This window comes from Rhodococcus sp. WB9, from assembly GCF_007558985.1.
GTDB classification, from domain to species: Bacteria; Actinomycetota; Actinomycetes; order Mycobacteriales; family Mycobacteriaceae; genus Rhodococcus_F; species Rhodococcus_F opacus.
On the sequence record NZ_CP041769.1, the window covers coordinates 935391 to 952605 of the forward strand.

Consider the following 17215-nt stretch of genomic DNA (forward strand, 5'->3'; position numbering starts at 1 on the left):
TGTCCTTTCTCGCTAAACGGTCGGGCGGTCCGAGGCCAGGGTGCGGATGCGGTTCCGCGCGGCGAACCAGCCGATCACCAACAGCGGGGCGATGATCGCGATGGACCCGACGGTCCAGGTTCCCACGGGGTGATCGAACGCCATCAGTATGACGACGCACGCGAGGAAGGCCAGGGTCAGGAGCCCGGTGTAGGGGGCGCCGAACATCCGGAAACCGGGCCGGGCGAGTTTCCCTTCCTTGGCGAATTTCCACAGTTTCAGCTGGCACAGCACGATCACGGCCCAGGCGCTGATGATCCCGAGCGCAGCGAGGTTCAGGACGATCTCGAACGCTTGCGCGGGAACGACGGCGTTGAGTCCGACGCCGAGCAGGATGACGAATCCGGTGAGGGCGATGCCGCCGTAGGGCACTCCTGCCTTGTTCATCCGGGCGGCGAACGAGGGCGCCGATCCGGCCATGGCCATCGAGTGCAGTATTCGGCCGGTGGAGTACAGGCCCGCGTTGAGTGAAGACAGCGCGGCCGTGAGCACCACGAGGTTCATGATCGCGTCGGCGCCCTGCACATTGATGGAGCCGAAGAACGTGACGAACGGGCTCTCGCCGGCGTGGTACTCGGTGTAGGGGAGCAGCAGCGACAGCAGCAGGACGGATCCGACGTAGAAGACGAGGATCCGGATGATGACAGTGTTGATCGCCTTGGGGATGACCTTCTGCGGGTTCTTCGTCTCGCCCGCAGTGGTTCCCACGAGTTCGATCGAGGCGTAGGCGAAGACGACGCCCTGGATCACCACGACGGCGGGCAGGATTCCGTTGGGGAAGAGTCCGCCGTTGTCGGTGATCATGCTGAAGCCCGACGAATGTCCTTCGATCGGCGTTCCGAACAGCACGAAGTAGATGCCGAAGCCGAGGAACGCGGCGAGGGCGACGACCTTGATGAGGGCGAACCAGAACTCCAGTTCACCGAACACCTTGACGGAGACGAGATTCAGGCCGAGGACCAGTACGACCGCGGCGAGGGCGAAGACCCATTGGTCGACGTTCCCGAGCGGTGCCCAGTACTTCTTGAAGAAGTTCATGTACAGCGCGACTGCGGTGACGTCGACGACGGCGGTCATCGCCCAGTTCATCCAGTACAGCCAGCCCGCGGCGAAGGCCATCTTCTCGCCGAAGAATTCCCGCGAGTACGACACGAACGACCCGGAGGTGGGTCGGTGCATCACGAGTTCGCCCAAGGCCCGCAGGATCAGGAAGGCGAAGAACCCGCAGAGAGCGTAGACGAGGACGAGTGCGGGGCCTGCCTGGTGGAGGCGTCCGCCCGCGCCCATGAACAGGCCGGTGCCGATCGCTCCACCGATCGCGATCATCTGGATCTGTCGGGGGCCGAGCGCTTTCCGGTAGCCGAGGTCTTCCTCGACGAAGATGTCGACGCCGGAGGTGTCGTCCTTCTCGATCGTCACGAGACCACCTCCGCGGCAGCGGCGACGGGTGTCTGCCGTGGCGAACCGGACGCTCTCAAGTTGGCGAGATGCTCGGGGCTGAGGAGGCGGTCGAGTTCGTCACGGTCGAGCAGACCGGCCTCGATCACGAGGTCGGCGACCCGGCGGCCGGAGACCAGCGCTTCCTGCGCGATCCGGGTCGAGGCGGTGTAACCGATGTACGGGTTGAGCGCGGTGACGAGTCCGATGGAGTCCTCGACCCGGGCACGCAGCAGATCGGTGTTGGCCGTGATGCCGAGTACGCAGCGGTCGGCCAGGATCCGGCAGGCGGCGCCGAGGTGGCGCATCCCCTCGGACAGGGAGTGCACGATGATCGGTTCGAACGCATTGAGCTGGAGCTGGCCGGATTCGGCGGCCATCGTGATGGTGACGTCGTTGCCGATGACCTCGTAGGCCACCTGGTTGAGGACTTCCGGGATCACCGGATTGACCTTGCCGGGCATGATCGACGAACCAGCTTGTACCGGTGGGAGATTGATCTCGTTCAGGCCCGCGCGCGGTCCCGACGACAGCAGGCGGAGGTCGTTGCACACCTTCGACAACTTGACCGCGATCCGCTTGAGCACGCCCGAGAGGTGGACGAACTGACCGACGTCCTGTGTTGCCTCGACCAGGTCCGTGGCCAGGACGAGGGGGAATCCAGTGAGTTCCCGCAGCGTGTCGCACGCTGCCTCGGCGTAGCCGGCGGGTGCGTTCAGGCCCGTGCCGATCGCGGTGGCGCCGAGATTGATCTCGTGGACGAGGAGAGCGGCCTCGTCGAGGCGGGTGCGGTCCTCGTCGATCATCACCGAGTACGTGGCGAATTCCTGGCCGAGCGTCATCGGTACCGCGTCCTGGAGTTGGGTGCGCCCCATCTTCACGGTGTCGGCGAACTCGACCGCCTTCGTCGCGAAGGCCTCCTGCAGGACGCGCATCGCGTCCAGCAGGTCGTCGATCGCGAAGATCGTCGCGATGTTGACCGCGCTGGGGTAGACGTCGTTGGTCGACTGGCTGAGGTTCACGTGCTCGTTGGGGTGGAGCTCCGCGTACTCCCCGCGCCCGTGTCCGAGGATCTCGAGTGCCCGGTTGGCGATCACCTCGTTGGCGTTCATGTTGGTCGACGTCCCGGCGCCGCCCTGGATGACGTCGACGACGAACTGCTCGTGCCAGCGGCCGTCGACGATCTCCCGGCACGCCTGCCCGATAGCGTCGGCCCGGCGATGATCGAGGATCCCGAGTTTCTCGTTGGCGGTTGCCGCGGCCCATTTGACGTAGGCGAGCCCGCGAATCAGATACGGGTTGGTGGAGATCGGCCGGCCGGTGATGGGGAAGTTCTCCACGGCCCGCAGCGTGTGGATTCCCCAGTAGGAATCCGCGGGCACTTGGCGGTCGCCGAGCAGATCGTGTTCTGTTCGCGTTTCGAGCACTTGATCATTCCTCACGGGGATTCGCGCGAGCCGTTGCTCTGCACGGATGCGGCGGATGGAGTCTGCTGCTCGAAGAGGGTAGATTTCTCGGTCGAGCCACCCGGCTATCCACCTGCCAGGCTGTCAGACAGGTGCAATTGTTACCGCGCTCACTCGCAGGCGTCAACCCCCGGCAAGTGCCTCGTATTGACGTTGTCGCCGGTGCGTGAGCAGAATATCCACATGAACCTGTCAGACAGCTGGGCAGCCAGGCGCCCGGTCACGGCCCGGGTCAGCGCCGCGGAGGCGGTCCTCGCGGACCTTCGTGCCGCGATCACGTCGGGTGAGCTGACGGTCGGCGAACGACTTCCCTCCGAAGCGTCCCTCGCCGCGCGGCACGGGGTCAGCCGGTCGGTGATCCGGGAGGCCCTGCGGTCCTGCCATGCGCTCGGACTCACGGAGACGAAGTCGGGCCTCGGAACGTTCGTCGTCAGCGATTCGATCGCTCGCGACCTCGACTTCGGGAACTACGCGGCCAACGAGCTCGTGGAGGCGCGTCCGCACGTGGAGATTCCCGCCGCCGGATGGGCGGCGCAGCGGCACACCGCCGAAGACCTGGCCGCCCTGCGCGGCCTCGTGGACCAGATGCGGGACGAGGACGATCCCCTGGTGTGGGTGTCTCTGGATGCGCAGTTCCACGCGTTCATCGCCAGGACGAGCCGCAACCGCGTGTTCGAATCCGTGATCGTCGATATTCGCGAGGCCCTCACCCGGCAGTCCGAGACGCTGAATCTCGTTGCGGGGCGGCAACAGAAGTCGAACGACGAGCACGACCGGATCGTGGAGGGCATCGCCTCCAAGAGTTACGACAAGGCCGCCCGCGCCATGGCCGAACACCTGGACGCCGTCCGGGTCGCCCTGGAATCCGTGGTCGGAGAAGCCGGCCCGAACCGCCGACGGTAAGGACGAGAACAAGCCCTAGTCGTACGGGCCGGAGATCGACGTCTCGGCGAGCCGGGACAGGCCCTCACGGATGTGCCGGGCCCACAGCCCACCGATCCCCTCCACCGACTGCAGGTCGGCGGCCGTCGCGGCCAGTAGTGACTGCAGCGTCCCGAACGAGCCGACGAGCCGGTGAATCTGGTTGAACTGCAGTCGGGGAACGCGGGTGAGGACGCGGTAGCCGCGAGGACTCATCGGCGCCTCGAGCGCTTCGATGGTGCCCGGGTAGCCGAATGCGCGGGCCAACGTCGTGAGGTCGAGGAGGTCTGCGTCCGTGATCCTGTCGAGCGCGGAGAGCGACTTCTCGACGTCCTCCGCGGGCGCCGGGCCGGTGCCGGCCAGGTAGTCGCGCACGATGAGTTCCCTCGCCACGTCGTTGTCGCCGACGAGTTCCTCGAGTTGCAGTGCGAGCTGACGTCCGTCCGTGCCGAGCTCGAGCACGTCCTGCTCGATCTCGACGGACACGCGCCGCACCATCTCCAGTCGCTGCACCACGGTCAGGGCGTCGCGGAGCGTGACGAAATCCTCGATCTCGACCACCGACAGCTGGCGGGTCACCTCGTCGAGCCGCGCCTTGTACCGCTCGAGGGTGGCCACCGCCTGATTGGCACGCGACAGGATCGTGGCGGACCCGTCGATGACGTGCCGGATGCCGCCGACGTACACGCTGACGATGCTCATCGACTGGCTGACCGACACCACGGGGTACCCGGTCTGCATGGCCGTCCGCTCGGCGGCGCGGTGACGCGTGCCGGACTCGACGGTCGGGATCTTGTGGTCGGGGACCAGCTGGACGTTGGCGCGCACGATGCGGGACCCGTCGGTGGACAGAACCACGGCGCCGTCCATCTTCGACAGCTCACGCAGGCGGGTCGGCGCGAACTCCACGTCGAGCTCGAAGCCGCCGTCGCAGATCTCTTCCATCTGCTCGTCGTAACCGAGGACGATCAGGGCGCCCGTGCGACCGCGCAGAATGCGCTCCAGTCCGTCGCGGAGTGCCGTTCCGGGAGCCAGCCGGGCTATCGTTTCGCGCAGCGCAGACGACGACTCGGCATCGTTCATCGCGCAATACTCCCGCCGAGGTAGACGTCACTTGTCGGGGCCCGCCGCGGAAACACGTCCGGACCCGCGTTTAGATTACCTATCCATGAGTAGTACCTGGACTTTGCCCGACGACCTGACCCTGCCCGCACCGGTCGGCAGCTTCCCCGCCGCAGGTCAGCCCGTGCCGCAGCACTGGTCACGGTGCTTCGGGTGCGGCGACCAGTCTCCTGCCGGGATGTCGATGAGCTTCACGGCTGGGGAGGGGCTCGACGTGTGGGGCCGGCTCGAGGTGGCACCTCGCTACCAGGGCGGTCCGGGAGTGATCCACGGCGGCATCCTCTCGACCGCGTTCGACGAGGCGCTGGGCATGGTGTGCCGATCGATCGTCGACGGACCGGTGGTGACGGGTCATCTGGAGATCGACTTCGCCAAGCCCATCCCGCTGGGTTCCGTCCTCGAATTCCACGCGCGCATCGACGGGTCGATCCGCCGCAAGGTGTACGCGAGCGCCGAGGCGCGCATCGTCGAGGGGCCGACGGCCGATCCCGACGTGGTCGTGGCGACGTCGCGGGGGCTGTTCCTCACCGTCACGGCCGAGCACTTCGAGAAGACCAAGGACTTCGTCGACGGTGTGCCGGAGCGCCCGTTCGGCACCTCGTCGATCTGAGCGTCACCGCGATCCGAGCGTCACCGCAGTGACGCGATGGCTGCCCCCAGGTTTCCGACCTCGGTGACCTTCATGCCCTTCGGGGCCGCCCCGGAGTCGAGGGGAACGATCGCGCGGGTGAATCCGAGGCGGTAGGCCTCGGCGAGCCTGCGCCCGACGCCGGGTACCCGGCGAACCTCGCCGGCCAGTCCCACTTCGCCGAGGATCACCAGTCCGTCGGGAACGGGCTTGTCCTTCACGGCGGACGCGACGGCGAGCGCCAACGCGAGATCGGCGGAGGGCTCGGTCATCCGCATTCCGCCGACGGTGGCCGCGTAGACGTCGTTCTTCGCGATCGGCACCCCGCACCGGCGGTCGAGCACGGCCAGGACCATGGCCACGCGGGCGCTGTCGAGCCCGCTCACGGCGCGCCGGGGTGCGGGCATGGACGTGGCGGCCACGAGGGCCTGCACCTCACCGAGGAGAGGCCGTTTGCCGTCCATCATGACGGTGACGGCGGTTCCGGGAACGGCCTCTGCACGGTGATGGAGGAACAGTCCGGACGGGTCGCTGATGCCGGCGATGCCGTCTTCCCGCAGTTCGAAGCAACCGACCTCGTCGGCGGCGCCGAAACGGTTCTTGACGCCGCGCACCATCCGCAGCGTGGAGTGTTTGTCGCCCTCGAAGTGCAGCACCACGTCGACGAGATGCTCGAGCGACCGCGGTCCGGCGACCGCACCGTCCTTGGTGACGTGGCCGATGAGGAGCACCGGCACGCCGCTGGCCTTCGCGAGGGAGGTGAGGGCGCTGGTGACGGCCTTCACCTGGGTGACTCCGCCGACCACGCCGTCGACGTCCGCGGCCAGCATGGTCTGCACGGAGTCGACGATCAGCAGGGTGGGACGCACCTGCTCCACGTGGCCGAGGATGGTCGCGAGGTCGGATTCGGCGGCGAGATAGACCCGCTCGTGGACGGCGCCAGTGCGGTCGGCACGCAGCCGCACCTGTCCGGCGGATTCCTCGCCGGTGACGTAGAGGGACCGGTCGTCCGGGCCGCGGCGGGCCCACTGGTGGACCACCTCGAGGAGCAGGGTCGACTTGCCGACGCCGGGTTCGCCGGCGAGAAGAACGACGGAACCGGGCACCACACCGCCGCCGAGGACACGGTCGAGTTCGTCGATGCCGGTGGGCTTGGCGCGGGTGGACGTGCTGTCGATCCGCGTGATCGGTGTGGCCGGGGTGGACGGAAGTACCGCTCCGGCCCCGGCTTTCGCGAGCGAGGCACCGGGGCGGCTGGCGACGGACGCGACGATCGGGGCCTCGTCCATCGATCCCCAGCTACCGCACTCGGGGCACCGGCCGACCCATTTGGGAACGGTGCACTGGCACGACGAGCAGCGGAAGCTGGTTTTGAGTTTGGCCACCGGGCCAGCCTAGGTACCGGGTCCGACAGCGGACCCGGTCCGGCTGTTAGTGTCCGCCGCCCTCGGCTTCGGATCCGGGGGACGTGTCGGAGACGTGGCGCTCGGTCTCGTGGCCCGCGTCGACGGGAACGGACACGGTGACGTCTCCGGCCTTCTCGAACGCGAACGTGACGGGGAAGGTGAGGCCCGGGCGGACGCCTTCCTTCAGGCCGTCCAGGGTGACGAGGACGACGTCGGTGGGTGCGTCGGCACTTTCGTCCGTCTGGCCGGCGGCGTCGGCGCTCGCTTCGGCGTCCTCGCCCGGAAGTCCGGCGACGAGCGCGGTCTGCGGCGCGATCTCGAGGCCGCCCGCCTTGTCGCCGAGGGTGACGGACTGCGCGAAGTCGGTGCTGATCCGGGTCAGCTTGTCGGGGGTGTCCTCGTTGTTGTTGATCGCGGTGAACGCGAGGACGGCGTTGCCGCCCGGCTCGAGGCTGTACTCGGCGGAGTTGGGGTAGACCACGTGCACGTTGCGCAGGGCGATCGACCCGACGTCCGCGCTGTTGCCGTTGACCGCGGCGACCTGACTCGACGTCTGAGTGATCTGGCCCGCGCTGCAGGCGGACAGCACGAGTGCTGCGCCGGCAGCGAGAGCGACGGCGGTAGCGACTCGGCGAGTCGACTTGTCGAGAGCAGTCACGAGTTGTCCTCCGGTGTCAGGTTCGCACTTCAACTAGGCAGAGTAGTAGTTCGTCCGCACGGCCTGCTCGCTGGGTACTCACAATGGTTGTCTGCGTGCGGTTTCGGCGCTGGAGAACCGCCCGATCGGGGTGTCCGGAATGCACGTATCGGGGACCCTGTCAACCCCTACGGTCAGGCCATGATGCCCCTGACCTGCACCGTTGATGAGACCAGGTTCCGGACACGTGTTAAACTCGAATGATCGAAAGGGGCACGGGACAGATGATTTTTAAGGTCGGAGACACCGTCGTATACCCCCATCACGGTGCGGCGCTGATCGAAGCTATTGAAACCCGCACCATCAAGGGTGAGCAGAAGGAATATCTCGTTCTCAAGGTTGCTCAGGGCGATCTCACCGTACGGGTTCCCGCAGACAACGCAGAGTACGTGGGCGTACGCGACGTCGTCGGCCAGGAAGGTCTCGACAAGGTCTTCCAGGTACTGCGGGCACCGCACACCGAAGAACCCACCAACTGGTCGCGCCGCTACAAGGCGAATCTCGAAAAGCTCGCGTCAGGTGACGTCAACAAGGTCGCCGAGGTCGTTCGGGACCTGTGGCGTCGCGAGCAGGATCGCGGCCTGTCCGCAGGAGAGAAGCGCATGCTCGCGAAGGCGCGGCAGATTCTTGTCGGCGAACTCGCACTGGCCGAAGGCACCGACAGCGACAAGGCCGAGACCATCCTCGACGAGGTCCTCGCGGCCGCGTCCTAGACAGTCGCGATACCCACAGTGGCCGAGGAAAAAGGTCCTGTAGTCGCACTGGTTCCCGCCGCAGGTCAGGGAGTGCGTTTGGGCGAGAACAAGCCCAAGGCATTCGTTGATCTGGGTGGGACCACCATGCTTGCACGCGCGGTCGACGGGCTCCTGCAGTCGGGGGCTGTCGACCGCGTCGTCGTGATCGTTCCGGAGGAGCTCGTCGAGTCGACGCGAACCCTCCTCCCCGGTGACGTCACCGTCGTGGCCGGCGGTAGCGAGCGGACCGATTCGGTTCGCGCCGGACTCGCCGTCGCGGACGACGCCGAATACGTGCTCGTGCACGACGCCGCCCGAGCGCTCACACCACCGTCGCTCATCGCGCGGGTGGTCGCGGAGCTGCGGTGCGGCCGCAGCGCGGTCATCCCCGTCCTCCCGGTGGCGGACACCATCAAGACCGTCGACGTTCTCGGTGCGGTTACCGGCACCCCCCAGCGGTCCGAACTGCGGGCCGTGCAGACTCCGCAGGGTTTCACCGCGGAACTGCTCCGGCGCGCCTACGACGCCGCCGACGGCATCGCCACGGACGACGCCGGACTGGTGGAGCGCCTCGGGGAACGGGTCCGCAGCATCGTCGGAGAACCCACAGCATTCAAGATCACCACGCCGCTGGACCTCGTGCTGGCCCGCGCGCTGGTGGAAGAGGGAGCGCACTAGTGCGAGTCGGAATCGGGACGGACGTTCACCCGATCGAGCAGGGACGGCCGTGCTGGATGGCCGGCCTGCTCTTCGAGGACGAGAACGGCTGCGCGGGTCATTCCGACGGCGACGTGGCCGTTCACGCACTCTGCGACGCCCTGCTCTCCGCCGCCGGACTCGGCGATCTCGGTTCCGTCTTCGGAACCGGCAGGCCCGAATGGTCCGGGGTGAGCGGTGCCGCGATGCTCGCCGAGGTACGCCGCCTCCTCGAAGAAGACGACTTCGGTGTCGCCAACGCCGCGGTCCAGGTGATCGGGAACCGGCCGAAGATCGGCCCGCGCAGAAACGAGGCGCAGAAGGTGCTCAGCGACATTTTGGGCGCGCCGGTTTCGGTGTCCGCGACCACCACGGACGGGCTCGGCCTCACCGGGCGCGGCGAGGGGATCGCCGCCATGGCCACCGCGTTGGTCATTCCCGATCGAAGCGCCAGGTAGGATCGCTGGTCGTGACCCTGCGCCTATTCGACACCGAGACGCGGGCCATGCGTGACTTCGTTCCGCTGGCCCCTGGACACGCATCGGTGTACCTGTGTGGCGCCACGGTGCAGGGCGACCCCCATATCGGCCACGTACGCAGCGGCGTCGCATTCGACGTGCTGCGACGCTGGCTGCTCGCCCACGACTACGACGTGGCGTTCGTCCGCAACGTCACGGACATCGAAGACAAGATCCTGAACAAGGCCGCGGAGGCGGGCAGGCCGTGGTGGGAGTGGGCCGCCACGTTCGAGCGGTCCTTCACGTGGGCCTATCAGCAGCTGGGTGTGCTGCCGCCGTCCGTCGAGCCGCGAGCCACCGGCCACATCACGCAGATGGTCGAGATGATGCAGCGCCTCATCGACAACGGCCACGCGTACGCCGCGGGCGGGGACGTCTACTTCGACGTCCGCAGCTACCCCCGGTACGGCAGCCTGTCCGGGCACAAGCTCGACGACGTGCACCAGGGCGAGAGCGCCGGCGAATGCAAGCGTGATCCCCGCGACTTCACGCTGTGGAAGGCGGAGAAGCCGGGCGAGCCGTCGTGGCCGACGCCGTGGGGCCGGGGTCGGCCTGGCTGGCACCTCGAGTGCTCGGCGATGGCCGAGTTCTATCTCGGGGCGGCGTTCGACATCCACTGCGGTGGCCTGGACCTGGTGTTCCCGCACCACGAGAACGAGATCGCGCAGGCCAAGTGCTCCGGCGACGACTTCGCGCAGTACTGGCTGCACAACGGCTGGGTCACCATGGGTGGCGAGAAGATGTCGAAGTCGCTCGGCAACGTTCTCTCGGTGCCGAACGTGTTGAAAAAGGTTCGGCCGCAAGAGCTTCGCTACTACCTGGGCAGTGCCCACTACCGGTCGATGCTCGAGTACTCCGACACCGCGCTCGACGAGGGGGCCGCGGCGTTCCGCCGGATCGAGTCGTTCGTCATGCGCACGCAGGAGCGTGCCGGTGAGGTGCCGGTCGGGCGGTGGACGGAGGCGTTCGCTCGCGCGCTCGACGACGACCTCGCCGTCCCCGCCGCGCTCGCCGAGGTGCACGGCAAGGTCCGCGAGGGCAACATCGCCCTCGACGGCGGAGATCTCGAGGGTGCGCGCGAGATCGCGTCGCAGGTCCGGGCCATGCTCGGAATCCTCGGCGTCGACCCGCTGGACGAGCACTGGACTCAGGAGACCGCGGATGCGTCCGCGGCAACCGATGCCCTGGACGTTCTGGTCCGGGCCGAACTCGAGCGCAGGCAGAGTGCCCGCGCCGAGAAGAACTGGGCTGTGGCCGACGAGGTGCGTGACCGTCTCATCCGGGCGGGCATCGAGGTCACCGATACCCCCAACGGGCCCGAGTGGTCTCTCAAGGCAGGACAGTAGTAATGGCTGGAAATTCGAGTAGGCGCGGAGCCATCCGCAAGGCCGGTACCAAGAAGGGGCAGGTCGCCGGTTCCGGTGGCCAGCGCCGCAAGGGGCTGGAAGGCCGCGGCGCCACCCCGCCCGCGGAAGCCCGCACCAAGCACCCCGCCGCCAAGCGCGCCGCCCGCGCGGCCAGGGAAGCCGACAAGCAGCCCGGCCGCGGTCGTCAGACCGCCGGACGCAAGGTGCTCGACGGCCCCGAGAACGTGCTGGGCCGCAACCCCGTCGTCGAGTGCCTGCGCGCCGGCGTCCCCGCGACCGCGCTGTACGTCGCGGTCGGGACCGAGAGCGACGATCGCCTGAAGGAATCCGTTCAGCGGGCTGCCGACGCGGGCATCTCCATCCTCGAGGTTCCCCGGACCGATCTCGACCGGCTCAGCGCCAACGGCATGCACCAGGGCATCGCGTTGCAGGTGCCCCCGTACCGTTACGCGCACCCTGACGACCTGATCGCGGAAGCCCGCAAGCATCAGGAGGCGCCGCTGCTCGTGGCCCTCGACAACATCACCGATCCCCGCAACCTCGGTGCCGTCGTGCGTTCGGTGGCCGCGTTCGGTGGTCACGGTGTGGTGATCCCGGAGCGCCGCAGTGCGTCGGTCACCGCGGTCGCGTGGCGGACGAGCGCCGGCGCGGCAGCCCGCCTGCCGATCGCCCGCGCCACCAATCTCACTCGCACACTGAAGGATTGGGCGTCCAAGGGCGTCCAGGTGGTTGGTCTCGATGCGGGTGGCGATACCACCCTCGACGAGTTCGACGGCAGCGGCCCCGTGGTGGTCGTGGTCGGCTCGGAGGGCAAGGGACTGTCGCGCCTGGTCCGCGAGAACTGCGACGCCATCCTCAGCATTCCGATGGCGGGCCCCGTCGAATCGCTCAACGCATCCGTCGCCGCGGGTGTCGTGCTCGCCGATATCGCCCGTCGTCGCCGCGGCTAGGCTCCCCGACCCGCGAACAGCAGGTTGTCGTCGGGCAAGCCCGCACGGTCGGTAGCGGGCTGAGGGCGCCGCTTCAACACTGTCGGCACCTACCGTAGACCTACAGTGTTGACAGGCTGCTACCAGCGGCGGTCACTGAGGTCATCAGTGACCGCGAGGTTGGAGGCCGGTCATGGCAATCACCGATATCAAGGAATACGCGCACCTCACCCAGCACGACGTCGAGGCGCTCGGATTCGAACTCGACGCACTACGCCGCGACGTCGCGGAGTCCCTCGGGGCGAAGGACGCGACGTACATCCGCCGCACCATCGCGTTCCAGCGCGTGCTCGACGGACTCGCCCGACTGATGATCCACGGGAGCCGGTCGTCCACGGGCGTGGTCCTCGGGACGACGGCACTGGGTGTGGCCAAGAGCGTCGAGAACATGGAGATCGGCCACAACGTCTCGCACGGGCAGTGGGATTGGATGAACGATCCCGAGATCCACTCGAGCACCTGGGAGTGGGATCAGGTGGGTCCGTCGTCGCAGTGGAAGTATGCGCACAACTTCCGTCACCACAAGTACACCAACGTGCTCGGGATGGACGATGACGTCGGGTTCGGCGTCATGCGCGTCACTCCTGATCAGGAAAGGCGTCCGATCCACCTGCTACAGCCGATTCAGAATCTGCTGCTCGCGGCGTCGTTCGAATGGGGCATCGCGCTCCACGATCTGCTTCCGCCCAGTGCCGAAGACAAGGCGAGCCGGCGTCTGCGTCCACCGGTGCGAGATCTGCTCGGCAAGATCGCGCGGCAGATGGGCAAGGACTACGTGCTGTTCCCCGTTCTCAGCGGGCGGCGGTGGCGACGAACGCTGAAGGCGAATCTCGTTGCCAACCTGCTGCGGAACGTGTGGTCGTACGTCGTGATCTTCTGCGGGCACGTCCCCGACGGAGCCGAAAAGTTCACGCTTGCGGAACTCGAGGACGAAAGCCGGGCCCGCCAGATGCTCGGCACCGCGAACTTCCGGGCCGGCGCCGTCATGGCCTTCATGAGCGGCAACCTGTGCTATCAGATCGAGCACCATCTCTTCCCTGACATTCCCAGCAATCGGTACGCCGAGATCTCGACCGCGGTGCGCGGCCTGTGCGAGAAGTACGACCTGCCGTACACCACCGGTTCGCTTGCGCGGCAATACCTTCTGACGCTGCGCACCATTCACAAACTGGCGCTGCCCAACCGATTCCTCCGGGCGACGTCGGACGACGCGCCGGAGACGGCCTCGGAAGTGAAGTTCCGTGGGCGGGCGGCGGTCGGGGCCGATCCCGTGACCGGACGGCTTCGCGGGCTCCGAACCGCGCTGGCAGCGAGGTAGGGCGTCACCGCGGAATGGTCGGCGCCACCATCCGGTGGAAGCGGACCCGGTGCCCGGGCCGCAACTGCGCAGCCACCGGCAAATCGGCCTCGGCGACCACGGCGATCACCGGATAGCCGCCGGTCACCGGATGATCGGCCAGGAACAGGATGGGCCGACCGTTGGGCGGCACCTGCAGCGCCCCCGCCACCATGGCCTCGCTCGGCATCTCCTCCGTCACCGCGCGGTGCAACGGTCCCGGACCCTCGAGTCGTGCCCCCACGCGATTGGTGTCGGAGCTGACCGTCCACGTCTCGCGGAGAAGGGCCTCGACGGACGCGGGGGTGAACCAGTCGTCCCGCGGTCCGAGCCGGACGCGCATCATCAGCGGATCCTCGGGGGCGGCCGGTGGGGGGATGATCTCGTCCGCAGGCCAGTCGCCGGCATCCGCACCGACCAGCAGCCGATCACCCTCGGCGACGGGATCGGGGCCGATCCCCGACAGAGTGTCGGTGGACCGGCTCCCCATCACCGTGGGCACGTCGAAACCTCCGCGCACCGCGACATAGCTGCGGAGTCCTTCCGATGCGAACGCGATCTCCAGCAGGTCGCCGGTGTTCAGGTGCAGCATCGTGTAGGCGGGCCGGGGTTCGGAATTGACGGTGACGGGGTTCCGGGCGCCCGTGACGGCAACAGAGACGGTCCCGGCCGCACGTACCGCGAGCCCACCGAGCGTGACCTCCAACGTGGCTGCGCCGGAATGGTTGCCCACCAACCGGTTTGCGCTGTCGTGCGCGTCGCGGTCGGCGGCACCCGACTCGCCGACGCCGATCGACGCGTAACCGGGGCGGCCCCGATCCTGCACGGTGGTGAAGGGTCCGGTGCGCACGACCTCGAGCCAAGCCATCCTTCGATTGTCCCGCAACCGCAGGTCTGCTGGATACGCTCTCGTCGGATCAATCGCTCAGGAGACTGCGGTGTAGCTGTGCGCGGCAGCGACTTCGGCGGACAGCAGCTGTCCGTTGTGGGTGGACAGGCCGTCGGCGAGTCCGGGGACGGTCGCGGTGGCCTCTTTCCAGCCCTTGTCGGCGAGGGCGGCGACGTAGGGGAGGGTGGCGTTGGTGAGGGCGTAGGTGGAGGTGCGGGGGACGGCGCCGGGCATGTTGGCGACGCAGTAGAAGACGGAGTCGTGGACCTGGTAGGTGGGTTCGGCGTGGGTGGTGGGACGTGAGTCGGCGAAGCAGCCGCCCTGGTCGATGGCGATGTCGACGAGGACCGAGCCGGGCTTCATCCGCGAGACGAGGTTGTTGGAGACGAGGGTGGGGGCCTTGGCGCCGGGGACGAGGACGGCGCCGATGACCAGGTCGGCGCCCTCGACGGCCTGTTCGAGTTCGAGGCTGTTGGAGGTGATGGTCTTGACCTGGCCGTGGTAGAGGGCGTCGATCTCGCGGAGGCGGGCGATGGACAGGTCGAGGACGGTGACGTCGGCGTGCATGCCGTGGGCGATGGCGATGGCGTTGCGGCCGGAGACGCCGGCGCCGATGACGACGACCTTGGCCGGGCGCACGCCGGGGACGCCGCCCATCAGGACGCCGCGGCCGCCGCCCTGGCGCATGAGGTGGTAGGCGCCGGCCTGTGGGGCGAGTCGTCCGGCGACCTCGCTCATCGGGGCGAGCAGGGGGAGGGAGCCGTCGGCGCCGATGACGGTTTCGTAGGCGATGGCGGTGGTCTTGGACGCGAGCAGGGCGTCGGTGCAGTCCTTGGAGGCGGCGAGGTGCAGGTAGGTGAAGAGCACTTGGTCCTGGCGCAGGCGGGTGTATTCCTCGGCGATGGGTTCTTTGACCTTCAGGAGCAGGTCGGCGGTGTCCCATACCTGGTCGGCGGCCTGGAGGATGTGGGCGCCTGCGGCTTTGAAGTCCTCATCCGCGAAGGAGGAGCCGATGCCGGCTTCGGATTCGATGATCACCTCGTGGCCGCGTTCGGTGAGTTCGTGGACACCGGCGGGGGTGATGGCCACCCGGTATTCGTGGTTCTTGATTTCGCGGGGGATACCGATCTTCATGAGAGCTCCGTGCTGTCGGAAATTCGATTGGTAGGTGCCAATGGTGAAGAAAGCGTCCGTCTCTGCCAATAGTCATGAAGATAATTCTCTATGTTGGGGTACTGGCTCGCGACAATTCGAATGCCGGCACCCTGTTCCGGTCGTCGTCGAACGATGTTCGGAGAGTGGCTCCGCCCCGTGAGTACTTATTAACCGCCCGCCGTTAACAAGTACTCACGGGTGGCGGAGCCGCAGGATCAGCATGGCCGTGTGCAGCGACGTCCGGGACTCGGCGTCGTCCAGGTCGACACCGAGCAGGCGCTGGATCATAGCTAGCTTCGCGTAGAGCGTGGGGCGAGAGAGGTGGAGCTGTTTCGCGAGTTCCGTCTTGTTGCCGCCGAGTTCGAGGAAGCTGCGCAGGACGTCGACACTGTCGCCGCCGTGTCGCGCCTGATGCTCCAGCAGGCCGCGGAGTTCGGTCTCGGCGAAGGCCTGCACCCGCGGATCGGTCCGGATGAGGGCGAGCAGACCGCGCAACCGGATGTCGGCTGCTCGGTGAAAGACCCTGTCGCCAGGTGGCAACGACAGCGCGACCTCGGCGATGTGAGCGGATTCCGTCAGGCCGCCGGCGGCGTCCAGGAGCCGGGTCGATTCGGGGCCGACACCGATCGTGCAGTGGAGGACGCCGTCGAGCCGGGTGAGCGCGGCACGGATCGCCGCACAGAGTTCGGACAGCGCGTCGGGTGTGGACGCCGGCGGATGCGACAGGAGCAGGTCGATCTGTCCGGCGCGGGTGTTCGCGGTGAGTGCGGTTTGCCGCGACGTCCGGACCGCGTGGCGGACGGCGTCCAGCATGTTCACACGCCGCCGCTGCGCGAGAACCTGGTCGGCGCTGGCGGTTTCGCTGACCCGGACCGTCATCGGCAGGTAGGTCAGTGCCGGCCGGAGGCCGAGCGCATGGGCGCGCGCCGTCGCCTCGGCCTCGTCCTGGATGCGTCCGCGGCGGAGTTCGTCGATGAGCCCGCTCTGGGCCTGCTGCTCGAGCGCGGTCCGGTCCTGCTCGACCATGCGGTTCAGTGCGAGCGCCTGCGCGGCACGCTCGAGGGCCATCCGCGCCCGACCTTCGGCGGCGACGGGGCGAGGGGCGACGAGTCGTCCCCATTCCTGCCGATGCGCGCCGACGGGCGTCGTCGTCCACGACTCCGGGCCGTCGATCGCGGTCTGATGCGATACGGGCGTCAGCCGCGACCGACGTTCCCACTCGGCGAGGAGATCCGCCGCCGTGGTTCCCTGCGCCGCGAAGGCCAGTACCTGCCGGTTGAGGTCCTCGAGCACGATCGGGGCGCCGAGCATTCCGGCCGCGGCGTCGACGATCTCACCGAGCGATGCCCGCTTCATGCTCAGGTCTGTGAAGACCTCATGCACGTGCCGGGCGAACGCGACCTCGTCGTACTGCTCCGCGACGATCGATCGGTGCACTTCCTCGGTGACCTCGACGAACCGGATCTGGCGGTGTAGTGCGATGACGGGGAACGACAGTCTGTCGGCGGCGCGCGCCACCCCTTCCGGCACAGTGTCGACGTGGACGCCGAGTTCGACGACGAGTCCGGCTGCGCCCGCCGCGGCCAGTCCCTCCAGGTACGCCACGCTCGACGAGTCGTCCGCGAGCGGCCGGCCGGTGGTGAGGACGAGTTCGCCACCCTGGAGGAGGTTCGACAAATCGGGTAGATCGCTGACGTGCACCCAACGCACCGGCCTGTCGAGCGGTCCGCCGCCGATCACCTCGGGTGTTCCCGCCTGTACGACCGGGAGCGCCAGGATGTCGACGATGGTGGGCTGCATTTACACAGTGTAAAG

The 17215-nt window shown here is 67.7% G+C and carries 16 protein-coding genes; 8 read left to right on the forward strand and 8 right to left on the reverse strand.

From position 1 onward, the window contains the following. Positions 1–12: 12 nt before the first annotated feature. Both FND50_RS04510 and FND50_RS04515 read right to left on the reverse strand, forming a co-directional pair. A complete protein-coding gene (locus tag FND50_RS04510) occupies positions 13–1458 on the reverse strand; it encodes an amino acid permease (protein WP_005262200.1) in 1446 nt (481 codons plus the stop codon). Continuing rightward, entirely contained in the window at positions 1455–2903 is a 1449-nt protein-coding gene (locus tag FND50_RS04515) for an aspartate ammonia-lyase (protein ID WP_005262202.1), read from the reverse strand. The genes FND50_RS04510 and FND50_RS04515 overlap by 4 nt, the downstream gene beginning before the upstream one ends. A 222-nt stretch (positions 2904–3125) precedes the next feature. On the opposite strand from FND50_RS04515, the gene FND50_RS04520 reads away from it, so the two are divergent. After that, positions 3126–3845 (forward strand): FadR/GntR family transcriptional regulator, encoded by a 720-nt coding sequence (locus FND50_RS04520; protein ID WP_144284887.1) that lies wholly within the window; start codon positions 3126–3128, stop codon positions 3843–3845. A gap of 15 nt (positions 3846–3860) precedes the next feature. Here the strand turns inward: FND50_RS04520 and disA are convergent, their stop codons facing one another. After that, positions 3861–4946: a DNA integrity scanning diadenylate cyclase DisA gene (disA, locus tag FND50_RS04525; protein WP_005262207.1), complete on the reverse strand. Its 1086-nt coding sequence runs from the start codon at positions 4944–4946 to the stop codon at positions 3861–3863. Between the two features lie 85 nt (positions 4947–5031). On the opposite strand from disA, the gene FND50_RS04530 reads away from it, so the two are divergent. After that, positions 5032–5595, forward strand: coding sequence for a PaaI family thioesterase (locus tag FND50_RS04530; protein ID WP_037179973.1), 564 nt, complete (start codon positions 5032–5034; stop codon positions 5593–5595). A 20-nt stretch (positions 5596–5615) separates the two neighbouring features. Here FND50_RS04530 and radA read toward each other — a convergent pair whose 3' ends face one another. Both radA and FND50_RS04540 read right to left on the reverse strand, forming a co-directional pair. Further along, entirely contained in the window at positions 5616–6998 is a 1383-nt protein-coding gene (radA, locus tag FND50_RS04535) for a DNA repair protein RadA (RefSeq protein WP_037206067.1), read from the reverse strand. A 46-nt stretch (positions 6999–7044) separates the two neighbouring features. Then, the gene (locus FND50_RS04540) at positions 7045–7677 is read right to left on the reverse strand and encodes a copper chaperone PCu(A)C (RefSeq protein WP_144284888.1); all 633 of its coding nucleotides are present in this window, start codon (positions 7675–7677) and stop codon (positions 7045–7047) included. A gap of 263 nt (positions 7678–7940) precedes the next feature. On the opposite strand from FND50_RS04540, the gene carD reads away from it, so the two are divergent. The 6 genes from carD (at position 7941) to FND50_RS04570 (ending at position 13338) form a co-directional block, all read left to right on the forward strand. Continuing rightward, the gene (gene carD, locus FND50_RS04545) at positions 7941–8429 is read left to right on the forward strand and encodes an RNA polymerase-binding transcription factor CarD (protein WP_005262216.1); all 489 of its coding nucleotides are present in this window, start codon (positions 7941–7943) and stop codon (positions 8427–8429) included. A gap of 18 nt (positions 8430–8447) precedes the next feature. Further along, the gene (gene ispD / locus FND50_RS04550) at positions 8448–9128 is read left to right on the forward strand and encodes a 2-C-methyl-D-erythritol 4-phosphate cytidylyltransferase (protein WP_144284889.1); all 681 of its coding nucleotides are present in this window, start codon (positions 8448–8450) and stop codon (positions 9126–9128) included. Next, complete coding sequence (gene ispF / locus FND50_RS04555; RefSeq protein WP_005244898.1) at positions 9128–9604, forward strand: 2-C-methyl-D-erythritol 2,4-cyclodiphosphate synthase; 477 nt, start codon at positions 9128–9130, stop codon at positions 9602–9604. The genes ispD and ispF overlap by 1 nt, the downstream gene beginning before the upstream one ends. Before the next feature lie 11 nt (positions 9605–9615). Continuing rightward, entirely contained in the window at positions 9616–11010 is a 1395-nt protein-coding gene (gene cysS, locus FND50_RS04560) for a cysteine--tRNA ligase (RefSeq protein ID WP_005262233.1), read from the forward strand. A gap of 2 nt (positions 11011–11012) precedes the next feature. Then, positions 11013–11981, forward strand: a complete 969-nt coding sequence (gene rlmB, locus FND50_RS04565) for a 23S rRNA (guanosine(2251)-2'-O)-methyltransferase RlmB (RefSeq protein WP_007301532.1) — start codon at positions 11013–11015, stop codon at positions 11979–11981. A gap of 172 nt (positions 11982–12153) precedes the next feature. Next, entirely contained in the window at positions 12154–13338 is a 1185-nt protein-coding gene (locus FND50_RS04570; RefSeq protein ID WP_144284890.1) for a fatty acid desaturase, read from the forward strand. Between the two features lie 4 nt (positions 13339–13342). Here the strand turns inward: FND50_RS04570 and FND50_RS04575 are convergent, their stop codons facing one another. The 3 genes from FND50_RS04575 to FND50_RS04585 all read right to left on the reverse strand — a co-directional run bounded on the left by FND50_RS04575 (position 13343) and on the right by FND50_RS04585 (position 17200). Further along, on the reverse strand, positions 13343–14224 hold the full coding sequence (locus tag FND50_RS04575; protein WP_144284891.1) for a biotin-dependent carboxyltransferase family protein: 882 nt from the start codon (positions 14222–14224) through the stop codon (positions 13343–13345). A gap of 57 nt (positions 14225–14281) precedes the next feature. Continuing rightward, entirely contained in the window at positions 14282–15379 is a 1098-nt protein-coding gene (ald, locus tag FND50_RS04580; RefSeq protein WP_144284892.1) for an alanine dehydrogenase, read from the reverse strand. 213 nt (positions 15380–15592) lie between these two features. After that, positions 15593–17200 carry a PucR family transcriptional regulator gene (locus FND50_RS04585; RefSeq protein ID WP_144284893.1) on the reverse strand — a complete coding sequence of 536 codons (1608 nt, stop codon included), beginning with the start codon at positions 17198–17200 and terminating at the stop codon, positions 15593–15595. Positions 17201–17215: the final 15 nt, after the last annotated feature.